Source organism: Sorangium sp. So ce296, from assembly GCF_051529605.1.
Taxonomy (GTDB): domain Bacteria; phylum Myxococcota_A; class Polyangia; order Polyangiales; family Polyangiaceae; genus Sorangium; species Sorangium cellulosum_D.
Genome location: NZ_CP150325.1, coordinates 13,531,798 through 13,556,007 on the forward strand (window position 1 = coordinate 13,531,798; position 24,210 = coordinate 13,556,007).

A 24,210-nucleotide genomic window follows, 5' to 3' on the forward strand; every position below is an offset into this window, starting at 1 on the left:
ATCCCCCGAGGCGCGCAGGATCGCCTGGATCGAGCCGCGCAGCTCGCGCTTGTGCCGCCAGGTGCCGACGCGGAGGCGCGCGCCGAGCCTCGCGAGCCCCCGGCTCGCCTCCCCCGCGGCGCGCGATGGGCCGGGCGCCTGCTGCTCCACGGAGAGCTCCGTAATGTCGACCGTCTCGCCGAGCTTTCGCTTGGAGGCGACGATGCTCTCCACGATGTCCGTGGCGAACCCGGGCAGGGCGTGCGCCACGATCGGGACGAGGATCCGCTCGACCCCGGGGATGTACGCGCGCCGCGCGGCCTCCTCGGAGGTTGATCCCCGACGCCGCGAGGTTGCGCCGGACGACCTCGGGCGTGACCGCGCCATGGGCGGGAGCGTGGCACGCGCGGCGCGGGGCCCGGCGCGGATCCAGCCGCGGAGGGGGCGCGCTCAGCGTGCACCGGACTGCCTCAGCCTCGTTGCGCCCGAGCCCGGACGCGATCATGTCCATCGCCATGCCGGAACCAGTCCCAGCAGATCGCGCCGGCGTGGCGCGGCGGTGGCGCCCGTTCTCCGCGCTCCTCTCGGAGATCACGCCCCTCGACCTCCGGCTCGTCGGGCGCACGATCCTGCATGCCGTGCTCGTCGGGGCCATCGCGGGCCTGGTCGCGGCGCTCTTCTTCGGCGCCCTCGAGCTCGTCGAGGAGCTGCTCCTCGGCCACCTCGCCGGCTACGCGCGGCTTCGAGCCCACGGCGAGGCCGTCTTCGGCGGCGGCGGCTCCGAGCGCCGGAGCGTCCGGCTCTGGCTGCTGCTGCTGATCCCGGCGCTCGGCGCGCTGGCCGGGGGCATCCTCACCTGGCGCCTCGCCCCCGAGGCCGCGGGCGGCGGCGGCGACGCGATGATCCAGGCCTTCCACCACCACGGCGGCCGGATGCGCAAGCGGGTCGCGTGGGTCAAGGCGCTCGCGTCGATCCTCACGCTCGGCTCGGGCGGCGCCGGCGGTCGCGAGGGGCCGACCATGCAGATCGGAGGAGCGCTCGGCTCGCTCGTGGGGCGTGGGCTCACGGTCGGCCGGCGCGAGCATCGCATCCTGATGCTCGCGGGGGTCGCGGCCGGGATGTCCGCCGTGTTCCGCACGCCGCTCGGCGCCGCCCTGCTCGCCGTCGAGGTGCTCTACCGCGACGACTTCGAGGCGGAGGCGCTGATCCCGGCGCTGCTCGCCAGCGTGGTCTCCTACTCGGTCTTCATCTCGTTCTACGGCGAGTCGACGCTCTTCGCGCACGCGCCCAAGTATGCGTTCATCCCGTCGCACCTCCCTCTCTACGCGCTGCTCGCGCTGCTCTTGGCCTTCGTCGCGATCGGCTTCCTGAAGTGCCTCGGCGGCGTGAAGGCGCTCGCGGGGCGCTTGCCGGTCCCCGGCTGGGCACGCCCAGGGCTCGGCGGGCTCGCGCTGGGCCTGTTCTGCGTGCCCGTCCTCTGGTTCGTCGGCCGCAGGATCGAGAGCCCAGGGCAAGGGCTCGGGCTGCTCGGCGGCGGGTACGGCGCCGTCCAGGTCGCGATCACCGGCGCGCCGTGGCTCCACCCGGGCTGGCGCGGCGTGGAGCTCCTGCTCCTGCTCTGCGCCGCCAAGATCGTCGCCTCGTCGCTCACGCTCGGCAGCGGCGGGTGCGCCGGCGACTTTGCGCCGTCGCTCGTCATCGGCGGGCTCTTCGGCGGCGCGTTCGGGCGCGCGGCGGCGCTCCTCCTCGACGATCCGCGCATCGATCCGGGCGCCTTCGCGCTCGTGGGCATGGGCACCTTCTACGGCGGCGTCGCGCACGTGCCGGTGAGCTCCCTCGTGATGGTGTGCGAGCTCGCCGGCAGCTACGACCTCCTGGTGCCGCTGATGCTCGCTGAGGGCGTCGCCTTCGTCGCGCTGCGGAAGCACTCGCTCTACCACGCGCAGCTCCCCACCCAGCGCGAGTCTCCCGCGCACCCGGCGCCCACGCTCGACGTGCTCAAGACCATCCGCGTGCGGCAGATCATGATCGAGGGGCGCGCGCTGGTGACGTTCGCGCCGGGGACGCCGGCCCGCGAGATGCTCCGGCGAGCCGCCGACGCGAGCTGGCAGGAGGTGTTCCCGGTGCTCGATGCGTCGCGCAAGATGATCGGCGTCATCACCGCAGAGTCGCTCCGGATCATCGCGGTGGAGCACGACCTCGAGCGGATGACCGTGGCCGCCGACGCGATGCAGCCGCCGGTGGCCGTGGCGGTCGCCGACGATTTGCGGACGGCGACCGAGGCGATGGTGGCGCACGGCGTCCGCGAGGTCCCGGTCGTCGACGGCGAGGGCGCGATCGTCGGGTTCGTGGACGAGGCCGACATCGGAAAGGCCTACCTGGAGGCGACCACGAGGCCCGCGCGCGCAGACGAAACGCCGGTCGTGCTCGGCTGAGCTTCGGTGCAGGTCCGCCGCGCCCGCCCAGCGGCTGGGCGTGAGCGGGTCCACCTCGTTGGCACGCCCCTGGCAGTCCTCACCCCGGGCTCGGCTGGAGGTGACCATGTCGCTCGAGAGACCCTTCGGCTCGCTGGCCAGGCTGAGGCCCCGCGCCGGCTCCCTGTACATCAGTCAGAACCGCACGGTCCTGTGCATGCGCCCGGACGGCTCGATCGCCCCCGAGCCGCACACCGGCCTGTTCGTGCGCAACACCCGCCTGCTCTCGCTCTACCGTTACCTGATCGACGGCAGGCCGCCGCAGCCGGTCGCGCTCTCCGCCGTCGAGCAGGACAGCTGGCTCGGCTACTACATCGCCCCGCGGCCCGAGGGCGGCGACGCGGCGCCGCGGACCGTCGAGCTGCGGCTGTCGCGCTTCGTGGGGGACGGCTTCCACGAGGACATCGACGTCGCGAGCTTCACGCAGGAGCGCGTGCGCTTCACGCTGGCGCTCGAGATCGACGCCGACTTCGCCGACGCGGCGGAGACGGACGGCCCCCGCCTCCAGCGCGGCGACGCCCGGTGGGCGCTCGATCCTGCCGAGCACGGGTGCGAGCTCCGCTGCGACTACCGCGCCGAGCACCGCTATGAGCACCCCGGAGAATCCGGCGTCGCGCGCTTCCATGCCGGGGTCGTCGTACGGGCCCATGGCGCGGATTCGCCCCCGTCCTGCGCTGGCCGCGAGATCCGGTTCTCCATCGATCTCGAGCCCCACGGCACCTGGCACGGCTGCGTCGACGTGATCGCCCTGATCCACGGCGAGCCGCTGCCGCTGCTCGCCGGCTGCCGCTCGTTCTTCGGGACGCGCCACGCGCGGGACGTGGCGCGCGGCACCTTCCATCACCGCGCGACGTCCTTCTCGGTCCCGGGCGCCGGGACCCTCTCGCAGACGGTCGTCTCCGTGCTCGATCGAGCCAAGCGCGATCTCGATGCGCTCCGCATGTACGAGTTCGACCAGGACGAGCGCTCCTGGACGGTGGCCGCCGGGCTGCCGGTCTACATCGGCCTCTTCGGCCGCGACCCGCTCGCCGCGGGCACGCAGGCCGCCTCGCTGACGACCGACATCCTCGCAGGCACCGCCCTCGTGCTCCCGCGCTGGCAGGGGCGCGTCGTCGACGACTGGCGCGACGAGCAGCCCGACCGGATGCTGCATCAGGCCCGGGACGGAGCGCTCTCGGAGCTGAACTACAACCCGCTGGGGCGCACCTACGCGTCGGCGACCTCGACGATGTTCTACGCGGTGGCCGCCTCGGAGCTCTGGCACTGGACCGGCGACCGCGAGCGCGTCGGCCTCTTGATCGAGCCCGCGCTCAGGGCCATGCGCTGGATCGACGAGGAGGGCGATCTCGACGGCGACGGGTTCTACGAGTACGAGCCCCGCTCGAGCGCATCGATCCAGAACCAGGGGTGGAAGGACTCCGACGACGCCATCGTCCACGCCGACGGCTCGCAGGTGCGGCCGCCGATCGGGACGTGCGAGATGCAGGGCTTCGTGTTCCTGTCGAAGCTGCGCCTCTCCGAGCTGCTCTTCTGGTTCGGTCGCAAGGACGACGCGCGACGGCTGTTCGCCGAGGCGCTCGATCTGCAGAGGCGGTTCAACGACGCCTTCTGGATGCCCGACGCGCGCTGCTTCGCGATGGGCCTCGGCCCGGACAAGCGCCAGATCCGCTCGATCGGCTCGGACCCGGGGCTCTGCCTCGCGACGGGGATCGTGGACCAGGCCCTCGCCGAGCCCACGGCGATCCGCATGTTCGCCGCGGACATGTTCTCCGGCTGGGGTATCCGCACGCTCTCGGCCGATCACCCCGCGTTCGATCCGTACAGCTACCACCGGGGGACGGTCTGGCCGGTCGATCAGGGCGCGATCGCCCTCGGGCTCGCGCGCTACGGCCTGCACGGGCACGTCGCGCTCCTGTGCCGCGCCGTATTCGAGGCGGCGGCGCTGTTCGAGCACCACCGGCTGCCCGAGTGCTGGAGCGGCCACCCGCGCGACGCGGCGCACCCGTTCCCGGCGCTCTACCCGAGCGCCAACTGGCCGCAGGCTTGGTCCTGCTCGAGCGTGTTCGCGATGCTCCAGGCGATGCTCGGGATCTACCCGTTCGCGCCGCTCGATCTCCTGCTGGTCGACCCGGTGCTGCCCGAGTGGCTGCCCGAGATCACCCTCTCGAACCTCCATGTGGGCGCGGCCGTCGTGGCGCTTCGGTTCGTCCGGACCGAGCAGGGGACGACGCGTTTCGAGGTGCTCGACCGGCGAGGCCCCCTGCACGTGGTGCGGCAGCCGAGCCCCTGGTCGCTCACGGCGGGCCCGGCCGAGCGGATCAAGGACGTGCTGTCGAGCCTGAGGAGGTGACGCGCCCAGGTGGCATTCACGTTGCTTGATGCCGCGGCCGAGGCGGGGAGGCGATGCGCATGGGCGATTCAAGGCGGCCGGAGGTGGTGGTGATCACGGGGGCGTCAGCGGGCGTGGGGCGCGCGACGGTGCGGCGCTTCGCGCGCGAAGGCGCCCGCATCGGGCTGGTCGCGCGCGGGCGCGACGGGCTCGAGGAGGCGCGGCGCGAGGCGGAGGACGCCGGGGCGAGCGCGCTCGTCCTGCCGACCGACGTCGCCGATCCCGCGCAGGTCGAGGCCGCGGCCGCGGCGGTCGAGGAGCGCTTCGGCCCGATCGACGCCTGGATCAACGTCGCGATGACCTCGGTCTTCTCGCCCGTGAAGGAGATGCGGCCCGAAGAGTACGAGCGCGTCCTCAAGGTCAACTTCCTCGGGTATGTGCACGGAACGCTCGCGGCGCTCGCGCGGATGCTCCCCCGCGACCGCGGGATCATCGTGCAGGCGAGCTCCGCGCTGGCCTACCGGAGCATCCCCCTGCAGTCCGCCTACTGCGCGTCCAAGCACGCCATCGTGGGCTTCACCGAGTCGCTGCGCAGCGAGCTGATCCACGACGGGAGCCGCGTGTGCGTGAGCATGGTGCACCTGCCGGGGATGAACACGCCGCAGTTCCTCTGGTCGAAGTCGCGCCTGCCGTACGAGCCGCAGCCGGTGCCGCCGATCTTCCAGCCCGAGGTGGCGGCCGACGCGCTCTACTGGGCCGCGCACCACGACCGCCGCGACATCAAGGTCGGCTTCCCGACCGTCAAGGCGATCTGGGGCAACCGCGTGATCCCCGGGCTGCTCGATCACTGGCTCGCGAAGGTCGGGTACACGCGGCAGATGACCGATGAGCCCGTGGACCCGAACCGCCCAGACAACCTGTGGGCGCCCGTGCCGCGGGACTTCGGAGCGCACGGCCCGTTCGACCGGCGCGCCAAGGCCTCGAGCCTGGAGCTCTGGTTCGACGTCCACCGCTGGTCGCTCGGCGCCCTAGCGCTGGGCGCGGCGGCCCTCGCCGGGGCCGCCGCGCGGCGCGCGGCGGCCCGGCGCAGCGCCCCCTGGCGTCGCCTCCTCGCGTGAGCCCGGCGCAGCACATGCAAGTCGGAGCGCGCGTGAGCGCGACGAGACCTCACCACAGGACGGGGGAATCATGCAGATGCAGACACCAGGACCTGAAGAACGTGAACGGTTTGCACAGCCGGAGAGCCACATAACGCCGCTGTCGGGCGCGCGACGCAGACCAGAGGAGGAGACGACGCCGAAGGTCGTGCTCGGCGGCTCGCTCGCCGAGGTGCTGTGCGGCGCGGCGACGATCGTCCTCGCCATCCTCGGGCTGACGGGGATCTTGCCAGGAGAGCTCACCTCGATCGCCACGATCGTCTTCGGCGCCGCGCTGATCGCGCAGGGCGGCGCGATCGCCTCGCGCTTCGGCGCGCTGAGCCGCGCCGCGCCGCCCGTCGAGTGGGACACGCGCACCGAGCTCGGCGGCGGCATGGGCGCCGAGCTCGTCTGCGGCGCGGCCGGCGTCGTGCTCGGCATCCTCGCGCTCCTCGGCCTCGCCCCCGCGACGCTGACGTCGATCGCGGTGATCGTCTTCGGCGGCGCGCTGCTGCTCGGCGGCGGCGCGACGGCGGACCTGGGCGCGCTCGACACGCACGGCGCGCACCAGCACCTCGCCCACCTCGCTCGTCAGGCCTCGATGGCCGCGGCCGGCTTGCAGTCGCTCGTCGGCGCCGGCGCGATCGTGCTCGGCATCCTCGCGCTGGTCGGCATCTATCCCATGGTGCTCACGTTCGTCGCCCTCCTCGCGCTGGGGTCGGTCGTCGTCGTGAGCGGCTCCGCCGTCTCGGGGCGGGCGGCGGCGGCGCTCCGGCGCTGAGCCGGGCGACGCTCGCCCCCACGAGATCCCTCACCCCTCACCCCACCACGCGCCGGGCGACATCCTCGATGTCCGACGCGACGCGCGCGGCGATCGGCAGCGGGCTGCGGGGCAGCGCCGACCGCCCGACGAGCGCCGCGCCGGCCGCGAGCGCGAGCAGCCCGAGCCCCACGGCCGCCCCGCGCGCCGGGTGATTGCGGCGCTGCCCCACGGCGAGCGACACCATCAGCGCGTCGATGCCGGCGAGCGCCGCGACGCCCGCGACCCCGAACGCGATCGCCGAGCGCGAGAGGGCCTCGGCCGTCCGGCGGAGATCGCGCTTGGCGAGCGCGATCTCCGCGGCGAGGAGCTCCTTCGCCTCGTGGATCGCATCGGCGGCGAGGTCCTGCGAGCTGCGATCGGCCTGTGACGGATCCGTGGATGCCTGGTGTTGCATTCGAGCGCCCCCTGCCGGCGCGAGCGCGCGCCCGGCGCGCCCTTGAATGCATCGCCTGCGCCCGCGCGCACAGCGGCCGCCCGCACGCGCAGCCGCGGCACGTACCGCGCACGCGGCGCGCGGCGCGGCGAGCGGCACGGATGTCGCACGGCGTCCGGCGAGCATCGAGCTCGCCTTCCGAGCTCGACGGGGGGAGCTCATGGCACAGACCGTCGGCGAGTTCCTGCTGAGGCGCCTCGTCGCGTGGGGCGTCCGGCGCGTCTACGCCTATCCGGGCGACGGCATCAACGGCATCGTGGGCGCCTTCCACCGCGTCCCGGACCTGCGGTTCATCCAGGTGCGGCACGAGGAGATGGGCGCGTTCATGGCGTGCGCCCACGCGAAGTTCGCCGGCGAGGTGGGCGTGTGCCTCGCGACCTCGGGGCCAGGGGCGATCCACCTCCTGAACGGGCTCTACGACGCGAAGCTGGACCACCAGCCGGTCGTGGCCATCGTCGGCCAGCAGGACCGCGCCGCGCTCTCGCTCCGGCGCGCCGGCGCCGAGCGCTTCGTGGTGTGAGGGGGAAATCATGCAGCACATCGAGCAGCAGAGGGAGAGATTGCCGGCGGAGGACGTGCCCTCCGAGCCCGTCCAGCGCGAGATCGACCGCGGCGTGATCCGCCTGCCCGGCGAGCGGCGCGTGCGGCTCGCGCCCGCGGCCAGCGCCGAGGTGGAGGCGCTCGCCCGCGAGCTCTCGCGCGTCGTCGAGGGCGAGGTCCGCTTCACCGCGGGCGACCGGGCGCTCTACGCGACCGACGGGTCGAACTACCGGCAGCTGCCCATCGGCGTCGTCGTGCCGCGCCACAAGGACGACGTGATCGCCGCCGTGGCCGCGTGCCGCCGCCACGGCGCGCCCATCCTCGCGCGCGGGGGCGGCACGAGCCTCGCCGGGCAGACGTGCAACGTCGCGGTGGTGCTCGACTTCTCGAAGTACATGCGCGGCGTCCTGGAGCTCGACCGCGCGAGCAAGCGCGCCCGGGTCCTGCCGGGCACGGTGCTCGACACCCTGCGCGACGCCGCGAACGAGTTCGATCTCACGTTCGCGCCCGACCCCTCGACGCACGAGTACTGCACGCTCGGCGGGATGATCGGCAACAACTCCTGCGGCGTGCACTCGGTGCTCGGCGGTCGCACCGTCGACAACGTGCACGAGCTCGAGGTGCTGACCTACGACGGCCTGCGGCTGCGCGTGGGGCCGACCAGCGAGGAGGAGCTCGACGCTATCGTCCGCGAGGGGGGCCGGCGCGGGCAAATCTACGCCGCGCTGCGCGCCATCCGCGACCGGTACGCGGACCTCATCCGCGCCCGCTACCCGCGCATCCCGCGCCGCGTGTCGGGCTACAACCTCGACGAGCTGCTCCCGGAGAACGGCTTCCACGTGGCGCGCGCCTTGGTCGGCACCGAGTGCACGTGCGTCACGGTGCTCGAGGCCACCCTGCGCCTCGTCGACTGGCCGAGGTCGCGATCGCTGCTCGTGCTCGGCTACCCGGACGTGTTCTCCGCGGGCGACCACGTGCCCGAGGTGCTGCGCTCCGGGCCGATCGCGCTCGAGGGGCTCGACCACCGGCTCCTCGAGTACATGCACAAGAAGGGGCTGCACGAGAGCTGCCTGCGCTACCTCCCGGAGGGCCGCGGCTTCCTCCTGGTCGAGTTCGGGGGCGATACGCGGGAGGAGTCCGACGCGCGGGCGCGCGCCGCCATGGACGCCCTCGCGCGCGGGCCGAACCCGCCGTCGATGAAGCTGTACGACGACCCCGACCAGGAGCAGATGCTCTGGGAGGTGCGCAAATCGGGGCTCGGCGCGACCGCGCGCGTCCCGGGCGAGCCAGACACGTGGCCCGGCTGGGAGGACTCGGCCGTGCACCCGGACAACCTGGGCGGCTACCTCCGCGACCTGCGCGCGCTCTTCGATCGCCACGGGTACCACCCCTCGCTCTACGGCCACTTCGGGCAGGCGTGCGTGCACTGCCGCGTGGACTTCGACCTGGTGACCGCCGAGGGCATCCGCAACTGGAAGCGCTTCCTCGACGAGGCGACCGACCTCGTGGTCCGCTACGGCGGCTCGTTCTCCGGCGAGCACGGCGACGGCCAGGCGCGCGCGCAGTTCCTTCCGAAGATGTACGGCGAGGAGCTCATCGAGGCGTTCCGCCGGTTCAAGGCCGCCTGGGACCCCGCCTTTCGCATGAACCCCGGCAAGGTCGTCGACCCGTACGACGTCACCGAGAACCTCCGCCTGGGCGCCGGCTTCCGCTCCGCGGCCGTGGAGACGCACTTCCGCTTCCCGGACGACGACGGCGACTTCACGCGCGCGGCGCTGCGCTGCGTGGGCGTCGGCAAGTGCCGGCGCCACGGCGGCGGCACGATGTGCCCGAGCTACATGGTGACGCACGAGGAGGAGCACACGACGCGCGGGCGGGCGCGCCTGCTCTTCGAGATGCTGGAGGGGGGCGAGCTCCGGGGCTTCCGCGACCACGAGGTGCGCGAGTCGCTCGACATGTGCCTCGCCTGCAAGGGGTGCAAGGGCGAGTGCCCGGTCCACGTCGACATGGCCACGTACAAGGCGGAGTTCCTGTCGCACTACTACGCGGGGCGGCTCAGGCCGCGCGCCGCGTACACGATGGGGCTCATCACCTGGTGGGCGCGCCTCGGGCAGCGCGTGCCCGGGCTCGCCAACCTCGTGACGCAGACGCCGGCGCTCGCCGCGATCGCCAAGAAGATCGCCGGCATCGCGCCCGAGCGGAGCATCCCGCCGTTCGCGCGGCAGTCGTTCCGGCAGTGGTTCCGAGGCCGGCCGCGCCGCAACGCCGGCGCGCCACAGGTGCTGCTCTGGCCGGACACGTTCAACGATCACTTCTTCCCGGACACGGCGATCGCCGCGACCGAGGTGCTCGAGTGGGCGGGGTACGAGGTGATCGTCCCGGAGCAGCACCTCTGCTGCGGCCGGCCGCTCTACGACTTCGGCTTCCTGACGACGGCCAAGCGCATGCTGCGCGAGGTGATGAGCGCGCTGCGCGACCCGATCGCGCGCGGCGTGCCGGTGGTCGGCCTGGAGCCGAGCTGCGTCTCGGTCTTCCGCGACGAGCTGCGCGGGCTCTTCCCCGACGACCCGGTGGCGTCGAAGCTCCGGGAGCTGACGCACATGTTCGGCGACTTCCTGAAGGGGGCGCCGGACGGCGATCCCGGCCGGCTTTTGCTCGGTCCGCGCGGGCGCGAGCTGCCGAGGCTCGATCGGCGCGCCGTGGTGCACGGCCACTGCCACCACAAGGCGATCCTGGGCATGGACGGCGAGCGCGACGTGCTCCGCGGCATGGGTCTCGACGCCGAGATCGTCGACTCGGGCTGCTGCGGCATGGCGGGGGCCTTCGGCTTCGAGGAGGGCGACAAGTACGAGGTCTCGATCCAGTGCGGCGAGCGCGTGTTGCTGCCCGCGGTCCGGTCGGCGCCGAAGGACGCGCTCGTCGTGGCCGACGGCTTCAGCTGCCGCGAGCAGATCGAGCAGACGACCGACCGGAAGGCGCTGCACCTGGCCGAGGTCGTGCGCATGGCGACGCTGCACGGCCCCGACGGGCCGGCGGGCGACTACCCCGAGCGCGCGTACCTGCCGGGCCCGGCGGAGGTGTACGTGCTGCCGCGCGCGAGGGCGGCGGCGCTCGCGGCGGCGCCGGCCGGCGCGGCGCTCCTCTGGGCGGCGGGCCGGCGGCTCGCGGCCGAGCGGCGGCGCGCGCGGCGCGGCCGGTGGCTCCCGGCGGCGGGCGTGGCCGCGGCGGCGCTCGCGGCGGCCAGCCTGCTCGGGCGGCTCGCGCGGGCGCGCGGCGGCGAGCGCCGGCGTGGCGCGTGACCGGGCGCCGGCACCGCGCCGATCGGGGCTCGCCAGGCAACCGATGGGGAAGCGCCGATGAAGCATGTCGTGGGCTGGATCAGCTCCCTGCTGCTCCTCGTGACCTTCGGGTCACAGACGTACAGGCAGTGGAAGGGCGAGGAGGACAAATCGGAGAAGTACACCCTGATCTTCTTCGTCGCCGCGATCGCCGGGACGGCCGGGAACTTCGTCTACAGCCTGCTCGTGAAGAACTGGGTGTTCACCGCCCTGAACGCTGCGTTGGTGATCAACAACGGCGTCGGGCTCTGGATCGTCCTCCGCCACCGGAAGCACGAGCCGAAGGAGGGCGGCGAGGCGGCCTGAAAGGCCCCCGCGGGCGCACGGCCCGAGCGCGGGCCCAGCCGGCGAACCCGGGGCCCAGCGAGCGCGCGATGGCCGGGCGATCCCGGTCCCGGCGTGCGCCCACAGCTGCTCGCGGCCAGCCACGCGGAGCCGCCGCAAGGCGGCGCAGCAGTCCGGCCGTGCCGGGCCGCACTGCTGTCGGGCGGAACTGCGATGGCGCTGGGCGGTGTGGGATGGAGGAGTGAATGCGCCTGGGGTCACGTAGTGTCACTCGGGATAGAGGACTGTAAACGGCGGGACACACGTAGTGTCACTTGGGATAGGGAACTGCAGACAGCGGGACATACATGGTGTCGTTTCGGAGGCCCGGCTGGATGCGGCGGGGCCCACGTAGTGTCACGCCCTCGTCATCGCCTTGAGCGGCGGCGCGCACGCACATGCCTCGCGTCCGCTCCCCCGTGCGCGGATCGAAGCCATACCTGTCGCCGACATAACGGTAGAACCCCGGGCCGAACCCCGGGACGTCCACGCGCAGCGCGGCGTCGCAGGCCGCCACCGAATCGACCATGTGCGCCGCGAGCGCCGGGCGCACGCCGAGCACGGCGAGCCTGAGGAAGCCGCAGTCGACGACGTCGCGCTCCAGCCAGGCGCGCCCTTGCAGGACGTAACGTCGGTCGTCGTTCGGGTCCCTCGGGGCGTCCGGGCTGCCGCTCCCATCGACGCGCTCGGATACGAGGAATTGCGCCTACGGCCCCGCGGCTGCCTTCACGACAATGCCGGGCGGGCGGCGCCGCCCGATCCCGCGCCCCGCGCCCGGTGGCGCGTCAGCTTGCGGAGCAGCTGGAGGGCGCTCACGCAGCTGTCGGTCGAGTTCTGGCCCGACCGGAAGGAGTCCGGGAGGCCGAAGTTGAACCCGATGTAGAGCGCGATGAACGATGGGAGCAGGCGCGCGGGGATGTGCAGCGCGGCGCCGATCGGCGTCGCGAACAGGACGAGCTCGCCCGGCATGCCGGGCACGACATACCCGAGCAGAAACACGATCGGCACCACGAGCGTGAGCTCGAGCAGCGAGAGCTCATGACCGACCGCGCGGGCGGCGGCGCCCGCCATGACGAACACGCAGATCAACGTGCCATTGACGTTGAGCCAACCGCCGAGACCCACCACGAAGAGCCTGAGCTCCTGCGGCACCGCCGGATAACACTTGCGGACGAGGTGCAGGTTGAGCGGCGTCGCCAGCGCCTCGCTGCACGACGCCCACAGCAGCGGATAGACCTTGAGCCAGTAGTTGACGAAATAGTCGCGCAGCGAGAACTCCGGGGCGGCGGCCTTCATCCTCAGCAGGCTCGCCGCATGGAAGGCGAGGCAGGCAGCGCCGACGACCCCGGACACGAGCAAGTAGGAGAGCATGAGGCCCCCGGCGCTCCCGGCGCCGAGGGAGGGCGCCCCCGCCGAGGCGCGCGCGAGGGGCCCCCCGTGCACCTGCGCGGCGAGCTGCGCGGGCAGCGCGCGGAGATAGGCGCCGAGCCCGAACATGAAGAGCGGGACCAGGCACTGCACGGCGCCTCCCGCGCGCTCCAGGGCATCCGCGGCGCGCTCCAGCGCGCGGGCGACCCGCGGCGCGCGTACGGCCGCGAACGAGGTCACGATGCCGGCGTAGAGGGCGAGGAAGCACGGGCTCGAGACGACCAGGCCCGAGGCGCTATAGAGGGCGCGCGCGGCCTCGAACGGCGCGCCCGTGCTGTGGCTGGGGAGCAGCGGGAGCCCGAACACGAGCCAGGTGACGACGACCCCGAACAGGCACGCGGCCAGACGCTTGAGGGCGAGCCAGCCGATGACGTACGCGAGCAGCCGCCCCGGGCGCCCTTGCCGGTGCAGGCTCACGAACGTCGGCACGAGGACGACGAAGATGACGACCGGCGCCAGCGTGGTGTACCAACGCAGGAGACCGTCCATGGCGCGGGTCGACCACCGCGTGACGCTGGTCTCTCCGCCGGACACGAGCAGGCCGAGCGCGAGGGCGAGGAGCGTCGCGACGGGCAGCAACGCCCTGAGCCGCTCCCGCCATCGATCTGCGCGGGGCGGGTCAGCCAACGGAGCGAGGATCGTCATGACTCCCTCCCAGGGAATGCCGCGCGCGCGTCGCCTCGGAGCTCGGCGAGCGCCCGGACGACGCCCCAAACGAACACGCCGATCGATAGATTGTTGCGTATCGGGACATGCGCTCCGTGCGGGCGCCTCATTGCACATCCGACGCCAGCCGCCGAGCGCACCGGAGCGCCAGCGCGGCCGAGCCGTCCGCGGCGCGCGCCTCGTGCCCATGCGGCGAGCCGACGGCGCCCGCCGTCAGGACGCGGCCTGCCCGATGGAGTGGGCTATCCGATGGAAGTACAGCGTCGGCGCCGCCGCGCGAGCCGGCGAGCACGCCGATGTGCCGGCCGGGAACAGCGATTGCAGCGCGGGACATATGGATCCATCCAGCGCAATCCGGTTCGATACGGAGAGGGTCGCCCGTCCCCTCAGCGAGCGAGGTCACGTCAGCGCCGGCGCAGGTGCCGCGGCGCCCGCGGGGCCTGCCGAGCAGATCGAGCACAGCAAGGAGCGGCTCGCGCGCGACCTGGTCGCGGCCAAGGCGAGGTGGGGCGGCATCAAGGGTGAGGCTGAGCACACGGCCCGGAGCGCCGCCATCGCGGCGGCCGCCGCGGTCACCGTGCTCGCCGTGGGGGCCGTGGCGGCGGTGGCGATACGCTCCGGCCGCAAGCGCCGGCGAATCTGGTGGTGACGCCGCGTCGCTCCCGAGGAGCTCGTCCTTCGGCTCCGAGAACCGCACGGTGGGCTCGACCCAGGGGCCGCTTGCCTACCGCGCTCGCCCGGTGAAGAGGGAGGTGATGGCGTCCAGGACATCCTGGATCGACAGGGCCGGAGGTGGATTGTCCGGGTTGTCGAGGGCTCTATCCACGTAGTACCCGAGATATTCGGTCGTGAGGAACGCCGTCATCGCGTTCGTGAACGCGCCGGCCAGCGGGATCAGCCCCAGGGTCAAGCCGAGCATGAGGCGAAGGGCGCCGCCGCCCCAGATGAGCTGGTGGACCTGGGACCACGCCGCCTTCGAGAGAGGCGCGCCTCGCTCCTTCGCGAGCGACGCCGCGAGCAGGTACTGGATCGGAATGACGAACAGCTGGTCCGAGCCCGGGACCGGCTGGACGACGAAGCTGATGCCGGCGGCGCCGGCCGAGAACGCGTGCGTTGTGAGCCGTGCGCCGAGCCTCATGAAGGAAGCTTAGTGCCCGCTCGGCCGTCGAGAAGTGGCTCGCGCCGCTCGTCCGGGCGCGGGGCGAGGGAGCGATGTCCCGCGTCTCCAGCTTCTCACGGAGCGCCCCGCGCCCGCGCGGCCCGAGCGGACGCAGGCCCAGCGGAACGACCACGGCGCGCCCGAAGCGCGTCAGGGTGGCGCTCTGCAGGCCCATCGTCGCCTCCGGCAGGGCGACGAGCAGGCCAGAGACCGGCCGGCGCGGTCGGCAGCCAGTCTCCCTGGCTCACGAGCTCGCCGATTGACGGTCTCCTGACGCCCGTTATCGATCCGTGGCGACCCGATCGGTCCCAGGATCGGAGGCGGGAGGGAGCATGGTTCGAGCTGGCAATCTCATGGCGCGCATCGTGAACGTCGTCCTCGGGTTCTGGCTCCTCATCTCGGCCGTCCTCTGGCCGCACAGCCACGCGCAGCGGACGAACACATGGGTGCTCGGGCTGCTCTGCATGATCTTCGCGATCACCGCCATGCTCGCCCCTGCGGTGCGGTACCTCAACACGGTCCTCGCGGTGTGGCTCTTCATCTCGTGCTGGGCGCTCCCGACGGTCAGCCTGGGGACGATCTGGAACAACGCGCTCGTGGCGATCGCGATCTTCATCGCCTCCCTCATCCCCGGCCACATCCCCACCCGCGCGAGGGGGTAGGAAGCCCGAGGCGCCGCGCCCGCGCGGATCGATCACCGGCCGCCCGGCAGCGGCTCCGGCGGCGGCCCCGCGGAGCCGCCCGGCGCCGGCGGGCTCAGCGCCGGCGCCGGCGGCGACAGGGCCGGCAGCGGCGCGGGCGGGAACGTGCGCCGCGTCGCGACGTCGGCGACGACGAGCGACAGGAGCAACGCCAGGAAGCTCACCGCCACGATGATCGCGAAGGCGTTGATGAACTTCTGCTCCACGAGGTGCATGAAGAAGAGCAGCACGAGCACGCTCTTCACCACGGCGATGAGCAGCGCGATCGGTATCTCCCACGCCCCCGTGCGCAAGAACGAGAGCGCGAACGACAGGAGCGTGAGGGCGACGAGGGCCATCAGCGTCCAGAGATAGCGGGTCCAGGGCGTGCTTTCCGCGACGTGCTCTTGCGGCATGGTCGTCTCCGGGCTGTGCCGTCACTTGCGCGTCAGGTAGAGGAGCGGCCAGATGAAGATCCACATGATGTCCACGAGGTGCCAGTAGAGGCCGCTGAGCTCCACCGGCGTCTGGTCGTACGCCCAGTACCGGCCCTTCCAGCACCCCCACGCGACCCCCGTGAGGAGGCCGGCCCCGCCCACGACGTGCAGGGCGTGGAGCGCCGTCATGGCGAAGTACAGCGTGAACGCCATCTGCGCGCCGAACGTCGGGAGCTCCGCGAAGCGGTAGGCGCCGGCCGGGAAGATGCCCTCGCGGAAGTGCTGCGCGTACTCGATCCCTTTCAGCACGAGGAACACGATCCCGATCGCCACGCTCACCGCGAGGAACAGCGCGGCGCGCCGCGGGTGGGAGGCGCGGACGGCGTGCACCGCCATGGCGACGGTGAAGCTGCTGCCGATCAGGATGAGCGTCATGGTGGTGCCGATCGCGACGTTGTTGTGCGCGATGGCCTCGGCGAAATCGCGCGGGTAGAGCTCGCGGTACGCCGCGTACAGCGCGAAGAGCCCGGTGAAGAGGAGCACCTCGCTCCCGAGGAACAACCACATCCCGAGGCGGGCCGCGTGCGTCTGCTTCTCGAGATCTTCGAACTGCTCACGCAGCGGGCGTGGTTGTCGCACGGGCGTCCTCCTCGGAGAGCTGGAACTCGTACGGGCCGCGGCGGACGAGCGGCGCGACCGGGAAGTTGTGCTTGGGCGGCAAGGGCTCTCCGGTCATCCACTCGAGCGTGCGCCCGCCCCAGGGGTTCCTCCCGGCCTTCCGGCCCCACTTGAGCGCGATGACGAGGTTCAGGAGCGAGATCACGAGCGCCGCGGCGAGCAGGTAGGCGCCGCCGGTCGAGAGCACGTGGAGCCACTGGTAGCGCGGCGGGTAGCTGTAATAGCGGCGGGGCATCCCCATGTTCCCGAGGAGGAACTGCGGGAAGAAGGTCAAGAAGAAGCCGAGGAACACCGACGCGGCCGAGAGGAGCCCGACGCGCTCCGAGTAGAGGCGCCCGAACATCTTCGGAAACCAGTAGTGCGCCGCCGCGAGGAACATGGTGAGCGTCCCGCCCACCATGATGAAGTGGAAGTGCGCCACAACGAAGTACGTGTCGTGCCAGTGCACGTCCAGCGACTGCGTGGCGACGGCCACGCCCGTCATCCCCCCGAAGACGAACAGGAAGAGGAAGGCGATGAAGTAGAGCAGCGGCGTGTTGAAGTGGATCGAGCCCCTGTACAGCGTCGCGACCCACGTGTAGACCTTGATGGCCGAGAAGATGGCCACGAACATCGAGAGCACGCCGAAGACGTCCGCGGCGTACTCGCTCATCCCCGCCACGAACATGTGGTGGCCCCACGTCCAGAACCCCACGAACGCGATCCCGAGCGACGAGATGGCGATCGCCCAGTAGGACGCGGGGCGCTTGTGCGCGAACGTGCAGACGACCTCGCTCACCACGCCGAACGCCGGCAGGATCATGATGTAGACGGCGGGGTGGGAGTAGAACCAGAAGAGGTGCTGGAAGAGGACCGGATCGCCGCCGAACCGCGGGTCGAACATCCCGAGCGCGGTCACGTGGTCGATGCCGATGAGCAGGATCGAGAGCCCGAGGACCGGGGTCGCGAAGAGCAGGATGATGCTCGTCGCGTACGTGCTCCAGACGAAGAGCGGCAGGCGGCTCCACGTGAGCCCCTCGGCGCGCATCGTGTGCGTGGTCACGATGAAGTTGACCGCCGTCATGATGGACGAGACGCCGACGATGAAGATGCCGAAGACGACCGGGAACAGCGCCATCGGCGTCTTCAGGCTGTACGTCGGGTAGAACGTCCAGCCGGTGTCCGTGCCGCCCGCGATCATGCCGCCCATCGCGATCGCCGCCCCGAGGAGGTAGACGTAGAAGCTCGCGAGGTTGATCCGGGGAAACGCGAGGTCCTTGGCGCCGAGCATGATCGGCAGGACGAAGTTGCCGAACGCGTTGGGGATCGACGGGATCATGAACAGCCAGACCATGATCACGCCGTGCAGCGTGAACATCCGGTTGTAGGTCGCCGCGTCGATGATGGTCCGCTCGGGCGTGAGGAGCTCGGTCCGCAGGATGAGGGCGAATATGCCTCCGAGGAAGAGCATCACGACGATGACGGCGTAGAACATGAGGCCGATCCGCTTGTGATCCGTGGTCGTGAGCCACTCCGTCACCCCGCGGTCGACATGGAGGTAGTCGGGCTCGGGCCTCTCGGCCGGCGCGTCGGGCAGAGGTCCGACGTGAGGTTCGTGCGCGTCCGTGCTCATCGGAGCTCCTCCCCGGGCTTGCCGCCCTCGATCGGGCCGACCGGCGCGCCCCCGCGGAGCGGGGCGGGGCGCTCTGGGCCGGAGCGCAGGAAGGGCGGGCCTTCGGGCAGCGGCGTCCGCGCGCCCGGCTCCGGCGCGACGCCCCTCAACGACCGGATGTACTCGACGATGGCGGCGACCTGCGCCGGCTGGAGCCGGCCGAGGAACGAGGGCATGACCCGCTGGTAGCCGCGGTGGATCCGGGCGAGCGGATCCATCATCGACTCGGTGATGTACGCGTCGTCGGCGACCGCGGCGCCGCCGCTCTCCAGCGGGACGACCGACATGTAGAGGCCGGCCCAGGTCGGCCCGATGTGCGGTGTCCCGTCCGGCGTGTGGCAGCGCAGGCAGCCCTCCTCGGCGGCGATGTTCTCGCCCAGCCGGACGAGGCTGAGCGGCTCGCGCGGGATCCCCTCGCCCGGCGTCGACGGCGGCGTGTACTCCTGTCCGGCGATACCGGCGCCCCGCCCGCGGTCGGAGAGCCACCGCGCGAAATCGGAGGGCTCGAGCGCGATCACCTCGCCGCGCATGGTGGAGTGGTTCGTCCCGCAGTACTCGGTGCACAGGATCTGATAGGCGCCCGGCGCGGTCGCCTCGAACCACAGCGTGGTGTAGCGGCCGGGGACGACATCGTATTTGATGCGAAAATCGGGGACGAAGAAGCTGTGGATCACGTCCCGGGACGTCATGACGAGCTTCACCGGCCGACGCGCCGGCACATAGAGCGTCGCCACCGAGCTCGGGCCCTCCGGGTAGGCGAACTTCCACATCCACTGCTTCCCGGTCACGTACACCACGACCGGGTCCGCGGGGGCGACGCGGAGCGCTGCATACTGCCGCATTCCGATGACCCACCAGACGAGGAACAGGACGATGAGGCCCAGCACCATGCCGACCTCGAGGAGGAGCGGAGGCCTCGCGGTCGCTCCGGGGAACGGGCCTTCAACATCCCGCTGGCGCCTGCGGTACCGGAACATCAGGTAGGCCGCGAACAGGGCGACGAGCGTCGCGCCGGCCATCGTCACCGAGATCACGAAGTAATGCAGCTTGTCGATGTCGAACGCGATCGTCGACCACTGGCCGGGCAGAAAGAGGAGCTTGCGCAGGAGCTCGTTGATCATGGTGACCTCCCCTGGCGGTCGGCCGCGGCGTCGCGGCCGGCGGCGAAGCTCGTGCGAGCGCGTGGCCGCCGGCGCTCGCGCCGCCACAGGACGGCGAGCAGCCCGCCGACCGTGATCAGGATGGCCGCCGCTCCGAGCCGTAGGAAGCCGAGGAGGAACGGACCGTATCTCCGGCTCGCCGGGTCGAAGCGATAGCAGGTCATGATCACCCGATCGACGATCGTGCCGATACCGCCGCGGCTCGCCTCCAGGAGCGCGAGCCGGAGATCGCGCGCCGAGAACTCCGTCCCGTACAGGTACCGGGAGATCCGCCCGTCCGGCGTCAGGACGAAGACGGCCGCCGGGTGGGCGTACTGATCGGTGGTCGGATCGTAGGCGTAGCGGAACCCGAGGTCCTCGGCGAGCGCGCGGGTCGCCGCCTCGTCGCCGACGAGGAACGGCCACTCCGGCGCCTGCGCGTCCGCGCCGAGCTCGGACAGCGTGACCGCGCGCTTCTGCGAGGCGGCCGCCGGGCGCTCGCGCGGGTCGAAGCTGACCGTGAGCGCGTGGAACTGCTCGCCGAGCCGGTACGGGAGGAGCTTCAGCCCCTCGACGGCGCCGCGCAGCACGAGGCCGCACAGCGCGGGGCACCGGTAGTACGCGAGGACGAGGAGGAGGGGCTTGCCGTCGGCGAAGTAGTCGCCGAGGCGCACCCGCCGCCCGTCCATGTCGGTGAAGGCGAGCTCGCGGTCCACCGGGCGGCCGAGGCGCTCCTCGATGTCCACCCCGCGCGTGGGCTCCAGGAAGGCGCCTTCGGGCGGCTCCTCCGCACCGGAGCCGTCGCTCGCCGGCGCGGCGTCGGCCGCGGACGGGCCCAGCGCGGGGCGCGCGCGCTGGGGCTCGGACGCGGCGCCCGGGCGCGACACGAGGCCGGCTGCCAGCAGGAGGGCCACGGCGACGGCCCGGCTCATCGCGCGCCCCCCGCCACCATGAGCTCGATCGCGTCGTCGATCGGGATGCTCACGATGCCCCTCTCCCGATCGACGACGCCGAAGCGGCGGAGCTCCGCGCGCTGCGCCTCGACGAGCTGCTGGCCCAGGCGCGCCTCGTCGAACAGCGACTGCTGGACCATGCTGACCTCGCGCCGCGGCCCGAGATCCTTCTCGGGGAACGCGAGGGAGGGCCGCAGATCCGCCTCGCGGGCCCGCATCGCGAGCCAGGCCCAGAGCGTCAGCGCGCCGCCGATCGCGAGCACGACGGCGAACGCGAGGATCACGCGCCCCCACGGGAGCGTGTCCTCCTCCTGGCGAACCTCGCTGTGACGGGAACGGAACATCATATGCTCCGGTACGCAAAGGCCTCTTCGAGCCGCGGGTCGTGGACCGGGACCACCGGCCGCCCTCGCAGCCGCCACGCGGCGAACGCGGTCGAGAGGCCGCCCACGACGCACAGCGTCGCGAGGTCGAGCCAGTGATAGGCGAACCCGTGGCGCCCTGTCGCCGGCACCACGAGCCAGTGAAAGTCGATGTAGCCGGAGACGACGACCCAGAGCGCCATCCACGAGAGCTGGCGCGGGCGCCGCTTGATCGCGTACGACATCAGGATCAGGAACGGGACGACGAACCGCGTGAGGACGACGAGGACGGAGGTCGGCCGCCAGGGCCCTTCCCAGCGGTCGAGGAAGAAGGCGACCTCATCGGGCTTGTTCGCGATCCAGATCAACATGAACTGGAAATAGGCCGCATAGGCCCAGAATATCGTGAACGCGAGGAGCAGCCGCCCGAGCGCGTAGTAGTGCGAGTCGTTCAGCCTCGCGAGGTAGCCGGACGTCTGCGCGGCATACGAGAGGACCGTGAGCGCGCCGACGGCGGTCACGAAGGCGCTCGCGAACACGTAGACCGGGAACATCGTCGAGTACCAGGTCGCGTCGAGGGACATGAGCCAGTCGAACGACGAGAAGACGATCGTGATCGCCACGACCGGCAGCATGGCGCCGCTCAGGCCATACATCGCGTCCTTGACGTCGGCCCTCGGCTCACGGTCCTGCGCGAACGATCGCCGGCGGAGCACGAGGGCGACGGCGATCCAGATCGCGAAGTAGATCGCCGAGCGCACGACGAAGAAGCCTGGATTGAAGTAGGGCGCCCTGTGCTCGAGGATGCGCCGCGCGTGCTCGCCGGCGATCCGCTCGGGGTGCATCCACGGGTACAGCGTGTCCAGGCCGACCAGGATCGGCGCGGAGAGCGCCGCGAGCAGAGGCAGCGGCGCCACCATCGTCTCGAGGAGGCGGCGCACCGCCGTGGGCCAGCCCGCGCGCATGGCGTTGCAGGTGAGGAGCGTGACGAGCGCGCCCACGGACAGGAACACCGCGAACGACCACGCGGCGAGGTACGAGAAGAAGAACCGGCGGAGATCGACGAAGCCGCCGACGATCGCGGCGACCGCGCCGAGCGCCGCGATCGCGAGCGAGGCCGCGATCGTCGCGCCGCCCTTGTACTCGATGGTATCCCTGTTCATCGCAGCTCCTGCTCTGCCCGGCCGCGGAGCGCGGGCGGGAGGGCGCCCGCGGCCACGCCGCGGCTCAGCTGAAGCGCCTTCACGTAGGCGACCACGGCCCAGCGCTCTTCGATGTCGGGCAGATCGTCCGAGTAGCGCGGCATCAGGCCGTAGCCCTGGATGATGACCTGGTAGATCCTGCCCGGCGGGAAGCTCCGCGCCTCGGGTCCGACGAGCGACGGCGGCGGGCGCAGCGTCATGTTCGTCGCCACGCGCGAGCTGCCGTCGCCGAGGATCCCGTGGCACGGCGCGCAGAAGGTCTCGAAGCGCTGCCGGCCGCGCTGCACGAGATCGACCGTCAGCGTGAGCGGCACCTCCGTGACGTACGCCCCGTCGAGGACGCCCTGGAGATAGCCGGGCGGCCCGGTGACGCGCCCGCGCGCGACGGTCCCCTCGGGCGGGTGCTGCATCGCGCGGCCGTCGTCGAAGTGCTCGCACGGCTCCCAGAGTCCGTATTTCTCCTGGCGGATCATCCGCTCGAAGTCCGGCTCGGGCAGCACCTTCTCGCGGCACCCGGCGAGCAGGACGAGGGCGAACGGCGCGAGCGCGCGCCCGAGGGGGCGAGCCGGGGCGCCGGCCCTCATGGCTCCTCGCGCCTCCTCGCCACGACGACGCGCCTGGCGCCGAGCGCGAGGAGGTCGCGCTCCGCCTGGACGCTCGAGAAGGAAGGTTCCGTGTCGTCGAGCCCGACGAGGAACCGATCCAGCGTGACGCGCTCGAAGCCCGGGGCGTCGAAGAGGGGGATGTAGAGCCTCGGCAGCCTCATCAGGTAAAAGCCGATGAGCACGCCGAAGAGCGAGGTGGAGAGCACGCCCATCTCGAACGTGATCGGGATGAACGCCGGCGCCGAGTTCAGCGGGCGCCCGCCCACGTTCAGCGGATAGTGGAAAGCGTTGCAGAACCACTGGACGAAGTAGCCGCCCACGACCCCCAGGATCGCGAAGGGCAGCACCATCCGGTTGAGGTTCGAGCGCGGGAGGTCGAGCGCCTCGTCGAGCCCCTTCACCGGATAGGGCGTGAACGCTTCCACCCGGCGGTAGCCGCGCCGCCTGAGCTCTCGGATCGCATGGAGCATCGCCTCCGGGTCGTCGAACTCGCCGAGCGTTCCGGTCTCCATCAGCGCCCCCCCTTGCCCCGAGCCTTCTCCAGCTCTTCATGGTTGAGCTCCTTGACCTCCGCGACGGGGATGAACGGAAAGACGCGCAAAAAGCTCAGGAACAGGAGCATGAAGAAGCCGCCTGACCCGATGAAGAGGCTCCAGTCCACCCACGTCGGGCGATAGCCGTGCCACTTGGACGGGAGGAACTCTTCCTCGAGCGACATCACGATGAGCGTGAACCGCTCGCTCCACATCCCGACGTTGACGAGGATGGAGATGAGCCACAGCGCGACGGGGCTCGTCCGGATCCGCTCGCTCCAGAGGAGCTGGATGACGAGCACGTTGCAGACGTGCTGGGCCCAGTAGGCGGCGTTGTTCGGGCCGCGCAGGCGTGTCTGGAAAAACTGATGCATCTCGTACGCCGAGCCGCTGTACCAGGCGAGGAAGTTCTCGATGATGTACGAGAGGATGACGATCCAGCCGGTCACGAGCGTCATCTTCGCGAGATCGTCGAGGTGGCGCGCGGTCACGACGTTATGGAGCCCGTAGATCCGCCGCACCGGGATGAGCAGCGTGAGCACCATCGCGAACCCGGAGAAGATCGCGCCCGCGACGAAGAACGGCGGAAAGAGCGTCGAGTGCCAGCCGGGGACCAGGGCGATCGCGAAATCACTGCTCACGATCGAGTGCACCGAGACGACGAGGGGCGTCGCGAGCCCCGCGAGCAGCCCGTACAGCACCCGGTAATGCCGGAAGTGGTCGGCCGCGCCGTGCCAGCCGAACGACATGAGCCCGTAGATCACCCGCCGGACGCGGCCCGGGGCGTGATCGCGCAGCGCCGCCAGATCCGGGACGAGGCCCATGTACCAGAACAGGAGCGACACCGTGAAGTAGGTCGCGATCGCGGCGGCGTCCCACGGCAGCGCGCTCCGGAACTGCGGCCACACCTGCATCGTCGCGGGGTACGGGAAGATCCAGTAGGCGAACCAGGGGCGGCCGAGGTGGAGGACCGGAAAGAGGCCGGCCTGGACGACCGCGAAGAGCGTCATCGCCTCGGCGAAGCGGTTGATGCTCGTCCGCCACTTCTGCTCGAGCAGGAGGAGGATCGCGGAGATGAACGTCCCGGCGTGGCCGATCCCGATCCACCAGACGAAGTTGGTGATCGCGAAGGCCCAGGCGACCGGGATGTTGTTGCCCCACACGCCGATCCCGGTGAGGACGGTGTAGGTGATCGCGAGGAAGAGCAGGCCCGTGCCGCCGAGCGCGAGCCCGAACGCGAGCATCCAGCCGAGCCGGGAGCGCGGCTTCCATACCGGCTCGAGGAGCTGCTTCGACAGCTGATCGTCGGTCGGTGCGTCCAGGATGAGCGGGCCCGCCATG

At 71.6% G+C, this 24,210-nt stretch carries 22 protein-coding genes and 1 pseudogene; 9 read left to right on the forward strand and 14 right to left on the reverse strand.

The features are described 5' to 3' along the window. Nucleotides 1–494 precede the first annotated feature (494 nt). From WME98_RS49865 to WME98_RS49880, 4 genes are all read left to right on the forward strand, one after another. Nucleotides 495–2,414: a chloride channel protein gene (locus WME98_RS49865; RefSeq protein ID WP_437948560.1), complete on the forward strand. Its 1,920-nt coding sequence runs from the start codon at nucleotides 495–497 to the stop codon at nucleotides 2,412–2,414. A gap of 106 nt (nucleotides 2,415–2,520) precedes the next feature. Continuing rightward, nucleotides 2,521–4,803, forward strand: coding sequence for an amylo-alpha-1,6-glucosidase (locus tag WME98_RS49870; protein ID WP_437948561.1), 2,283 nt, complete (start codon nucleotides 2,521–2,523; stop codon nucleotides 4,801–4,803). Between the two features lie 59 nt (nucleotides 4,804–4,862). Beyond that, the gene (locus WME98_RS49875) at nucleotides 4,863–5,900 is read left to right on the forward strand and encodes an SDR family oxidoreductase (protein WP_437948562.1); all 1,038 of its coding nucleotides are present in this window, start codon (nucleotides 4,863–4,865) and stop codon (nucleotides 5,898–5,900) included. 70 nt (nucleotides 5,901–5,970) lie between these two features. Further along, nucleotides 5,971–6,699 (forward strand): hypothetical protein, encoded by a 729-nt coding sequence (locus WME98_RS49880; RefSeq protein ID WP_437948563.1) that lies wholly within the window; start codon nucleotides 5,971–5,973, stop codon nucleotides 6,697–6,699. A 37-nt stretch (nucleotides 6,700–6,736) separates the two neighbouring features. On the opposite strand, the gene WME98_RS49885 is transcribed toward WME98_RS49880, so the two are convergent. Then, nucleotides 6,737–7,135 (reverse strand): phage holin family protein, encoded by a 399-nt coding sequence (locus WME98_RS49885; RefSeq protein WP_437948565.1) that lies wholly within the window; start codon nucleotides 7,133–7,135, stop codon nucleotides 6,737–6,739. Nucleotides 7,136–7,334: 199 nt separating this feature from the next. On the opposite strand from WME98_RS49885, the pseudogene WME98_RS49890 reads away from it, so the two are divergent. From WME98_RS49890 to WME98_RS49900, 3 genes and pseudogenes are all read left to right on the forward strand, one after another. Next, nucleotides 7,335–7,655: pseudogene (locus WME98_RS49890) on the forward strand (thiamine pyrophosphate-binding protein); the annotation flags it as partial. Nucleotides 7,656–7,704: 49 nt separating this feature from the next. After that, nucleotides 7,705–11,013: an FAD-binding and (Fe-S)-binding domain-containing protein gene (locus WME98_RS49895; RefSeq protein WP_437948566.1), complete on the forward strand. Its 3,309-nt coding sequence runs from the start codon at nucleotides 7,705–7,707 to the stop codon at nucleotides 11,011–11,013. Nucleotides 11,014–11,070: 57 nt separating this feature from the next. Next, complete coding sequence (locus WME98_RS49900) at nucleotides 11,071–11,358, forward strand: hypothetical protein (protein WP_437948567.1); 288 nt, start codon at nucleotides 11,071–11,073, stop codon at nucleotides 11,356–11,358. Nucleotides 11,359–11,647: 289 nt separating this feature from the next. Here the strand turns inward: WME98_RS49900 and WME98_RS49905 are convergent, their stop codons facing one another. Together WME98_RS49905 and WME98_RS49910 are read right to left on the reverse strand one after the other, a co-directional pair. Continuing rightward, the gene (locus WME98_RS49905) at nucleotides 11,648–11,938 is read right to left on the reverse strand and encodes a hypothetical protein (RefSeq protein ID WP_437948568.1); all 291 of its coding nucleotides are present in this window, start codon (nucleotides 11,936–11,938) and stop codon (nucleotides 11,648–11,650) included. 164 nt (nucleotides 11,939–12,102) lie between these two features. After that, entirely contained in the window at nucleotides 12,103–13,449 is a 1,347-nt protein-coding gene (locus WME98_RS49910) for a cation:dicarboxylate symporter family transporter (RefSeq protein WP_437948569.1), read from the reverse strand. A 355-nt stretch (nucleotides 13,450–13,804) separates the two neighbouring features. On the opposite strand from WME98_RS49910, the gene WME98_RS49915 reads away from it, so the two are divergent. Beyond that, the gene (locus tag WME98_RS49915; RefSeq protein WP_437948570.1) at nucleotides 13,805–14,119 is read left to right on the forward strand and encodes a hypothetical protein; all 315 of its coding nucleotides are present in this window, start codon (nucleotides 13,805–13,807) and stop codon (nucleotides 14,117–14,119) included. 75 nt (nucleotides 14,120–14,194) lie between these two features. Here WME98_RS49915 and WME98_RS49920 read toward each other — a convergent pair whose 3' ends face one another. Continuing rightward, nucleotides 14,195–14,608, reverse strand: a complete 414-nt coding sequence (locus WME98_RS49920; protein WP_063823731.1) for a hypothetical protein — start codon at nucleotides 14,606–14,608, stop codon at nucleotides 14,195–14,197. A 353-nt stretch (nucleotides 14,609–14,961) separates the two neighbouring features. Here WME98_RS49920 and WME98_RS49925 point away from each other — a divergent pair, with 353 nt between their 5' ends. Continuing rightward, complete coding sequence (locus WME98_RS49925) at nucleotides 14,962–15,291, forward strand: SPW repeat domain-containing protein (RefSeq protein ID WP_437948571.1); 330 nt, start codon at nucleotides 14,962–14,964, stop codon at nucleotides 15,289–15,291. 32 nt (nucleotides 15,292–15,323) lie between these two features. Here WME98_RS49925 and WME98_RS49930 read toward each other — a convergent pair whose 3' ends face one another. The 10 genes from WME98_RS49930 to nrfD are packed head-to-tail and all read right to left on the reverse strand — an operon-like array spanning nucleotide 15,324 to nucleotide 24,209. After that, on the reverse strand, nucleotides 15,324–15,725 hold the full coding sequence (locus WME98_RS49930; protein WP_437948573.1) for a cytochrome C oxidase subunit IV family protein: 402 nt from the start codon (nucleotides 15,723–15,725) through the stop codon (nucleotides 15,324–15,326). Nucleotides 15,726–15,746: 21 nt separating this feature from the next. Next, nucleotides 15,747–16,385 carry a cytochrome c oxidase subunit 3 family protein gene (locus WME98_RS49935; RefSeq protein WP_061622245.1) on the reverse strand — a complete coding sequence of 213 codons (639 nt, stop codon included), beginning with the start codon at nucleotides 16,383–16,385 and terminating at the stop codon, nucleotides 15,747–15,749. Beyond that, nucleotides 16,360–18,036 carry a cytochrome c oxidase subunit I gene (locus WME98_RS49940; RefSeq protein ID WP_437948574.1) on the reverse strand — a complete coding sequence of 559 codons (1,677 nt, stop codon included), beginning with the start codon at nucleotides 18,034–18,036 and terminating at the stop codon, nucleotides 16,360–16,362. The genes WME98_RS49935 and WME98_RS49940 overlap by 26 nt, the downstream gene beginning before the upstream one ends. Next, nucleotides 18,033–19,196, reverse strand: a complete 1,164-nt coding sequence (gene coxB, locus WME98_RS49945; RefSeq protein ID WP_437948576.1) for a cytochrome c oxidase subunit II — start codon at nucleotides 19,194–19,196, stop codon at nucleotides 18,033–18,035. The genes WME98_RS49940 and coxB overlap by 4 nt, the downstream gene beginning before the upstream one ends. Beyond that, nucleotides 19,193–20,146 carry an SCO family protein gene (locus WME98_RS49950; RefSeq protein WP_437948577.1) on the reverse strand — a complete coding sequence of 318 codons (954 nt, stop codon included), beginning with the start codon at nucleotides 20,144–20,146 and terminating at the stop codon, nucleotides 19,193–19,195. Before WME98_RS49950 ends, coxB begins: the two co-directional genes overlap by 4 nt. Further along, nucleotides 20,143–20,511 (reverse strand): hypothetical protein, encoded by a 369-nt coding sequence (locus WME98_RS49955; RefSeq protein WP_437948578.1) that lies wholly within the window; start codon nucleotides 20,509–20,511, stop codon nucleotides 20,143–20,145. Before WME98_RS49955 ends, WME98_RS49950 begins: the two co-directional genes overlap by 4 nt. Beyond that, nucleotides 20,511–21,692 (reverse strand): hypothetical protein, encoded by a 1,182-nt coding sequence (locus WME98_RS49960; protein WP_437948579.1) that lies wholly within the window; start codon nucleotides 21,690–21,692, stop codon nucleotides 20,511–20,513. The genes WME98_RS49955 and WME98_RS49960 overlap by 1 nt, the downstream gene beginning before the upstream one ends. Next, nucleotides 21,689–22,315, reverse strand: coding sequence for a c-type cytochrome (locus WME98_RS49965; protein WP_437948580.1), 627 nt, complete (start codon nucleotides 22,313–22,315; stop codon nucleotides 21,689–21,691). The genes WME98_RS49960 and WME98_RS49965 overlap by 4 nt, the downstream gene beginning before the upstream one ends. Then, nucleotides 22,312–22,848 carry a DUF3341 domain-containing protein gene (locus WME98_RS49970; protein WP_437948581.1) on the reverse strand — a complete coding sequence of 179 codons (537 nt, stop codon included), beginning with the start codon at nucleotides 22,846–22,848 and terminating at the stop codon, nucleotides 22,312–22,314. The genes WME98_RS49965 and WME98_RS49970 overlap by 4 nt, the downstream gene beginning before the upstream one ends. After that, nucleotides 22,848–24,209 (reverse strand): NrfD/PsrC family molybdoenzyme membrane anchor subunit, encoded by a 1,362-nt coding sequence (gene nrfD, locus WME98_RS49975; protein ID WP_437948583.1) that lies wholly within the window; start codon nucleotides 24,207–24,209, stop codon nucleotides 22,848–22,850. The genes WME98_RS49970 and nrfD overlap by 1 nt, the downstream gene beginning before the upstream one ends. Between the last annotated feature and the right edge of the window lies 1 nt (nucleotide 24,210).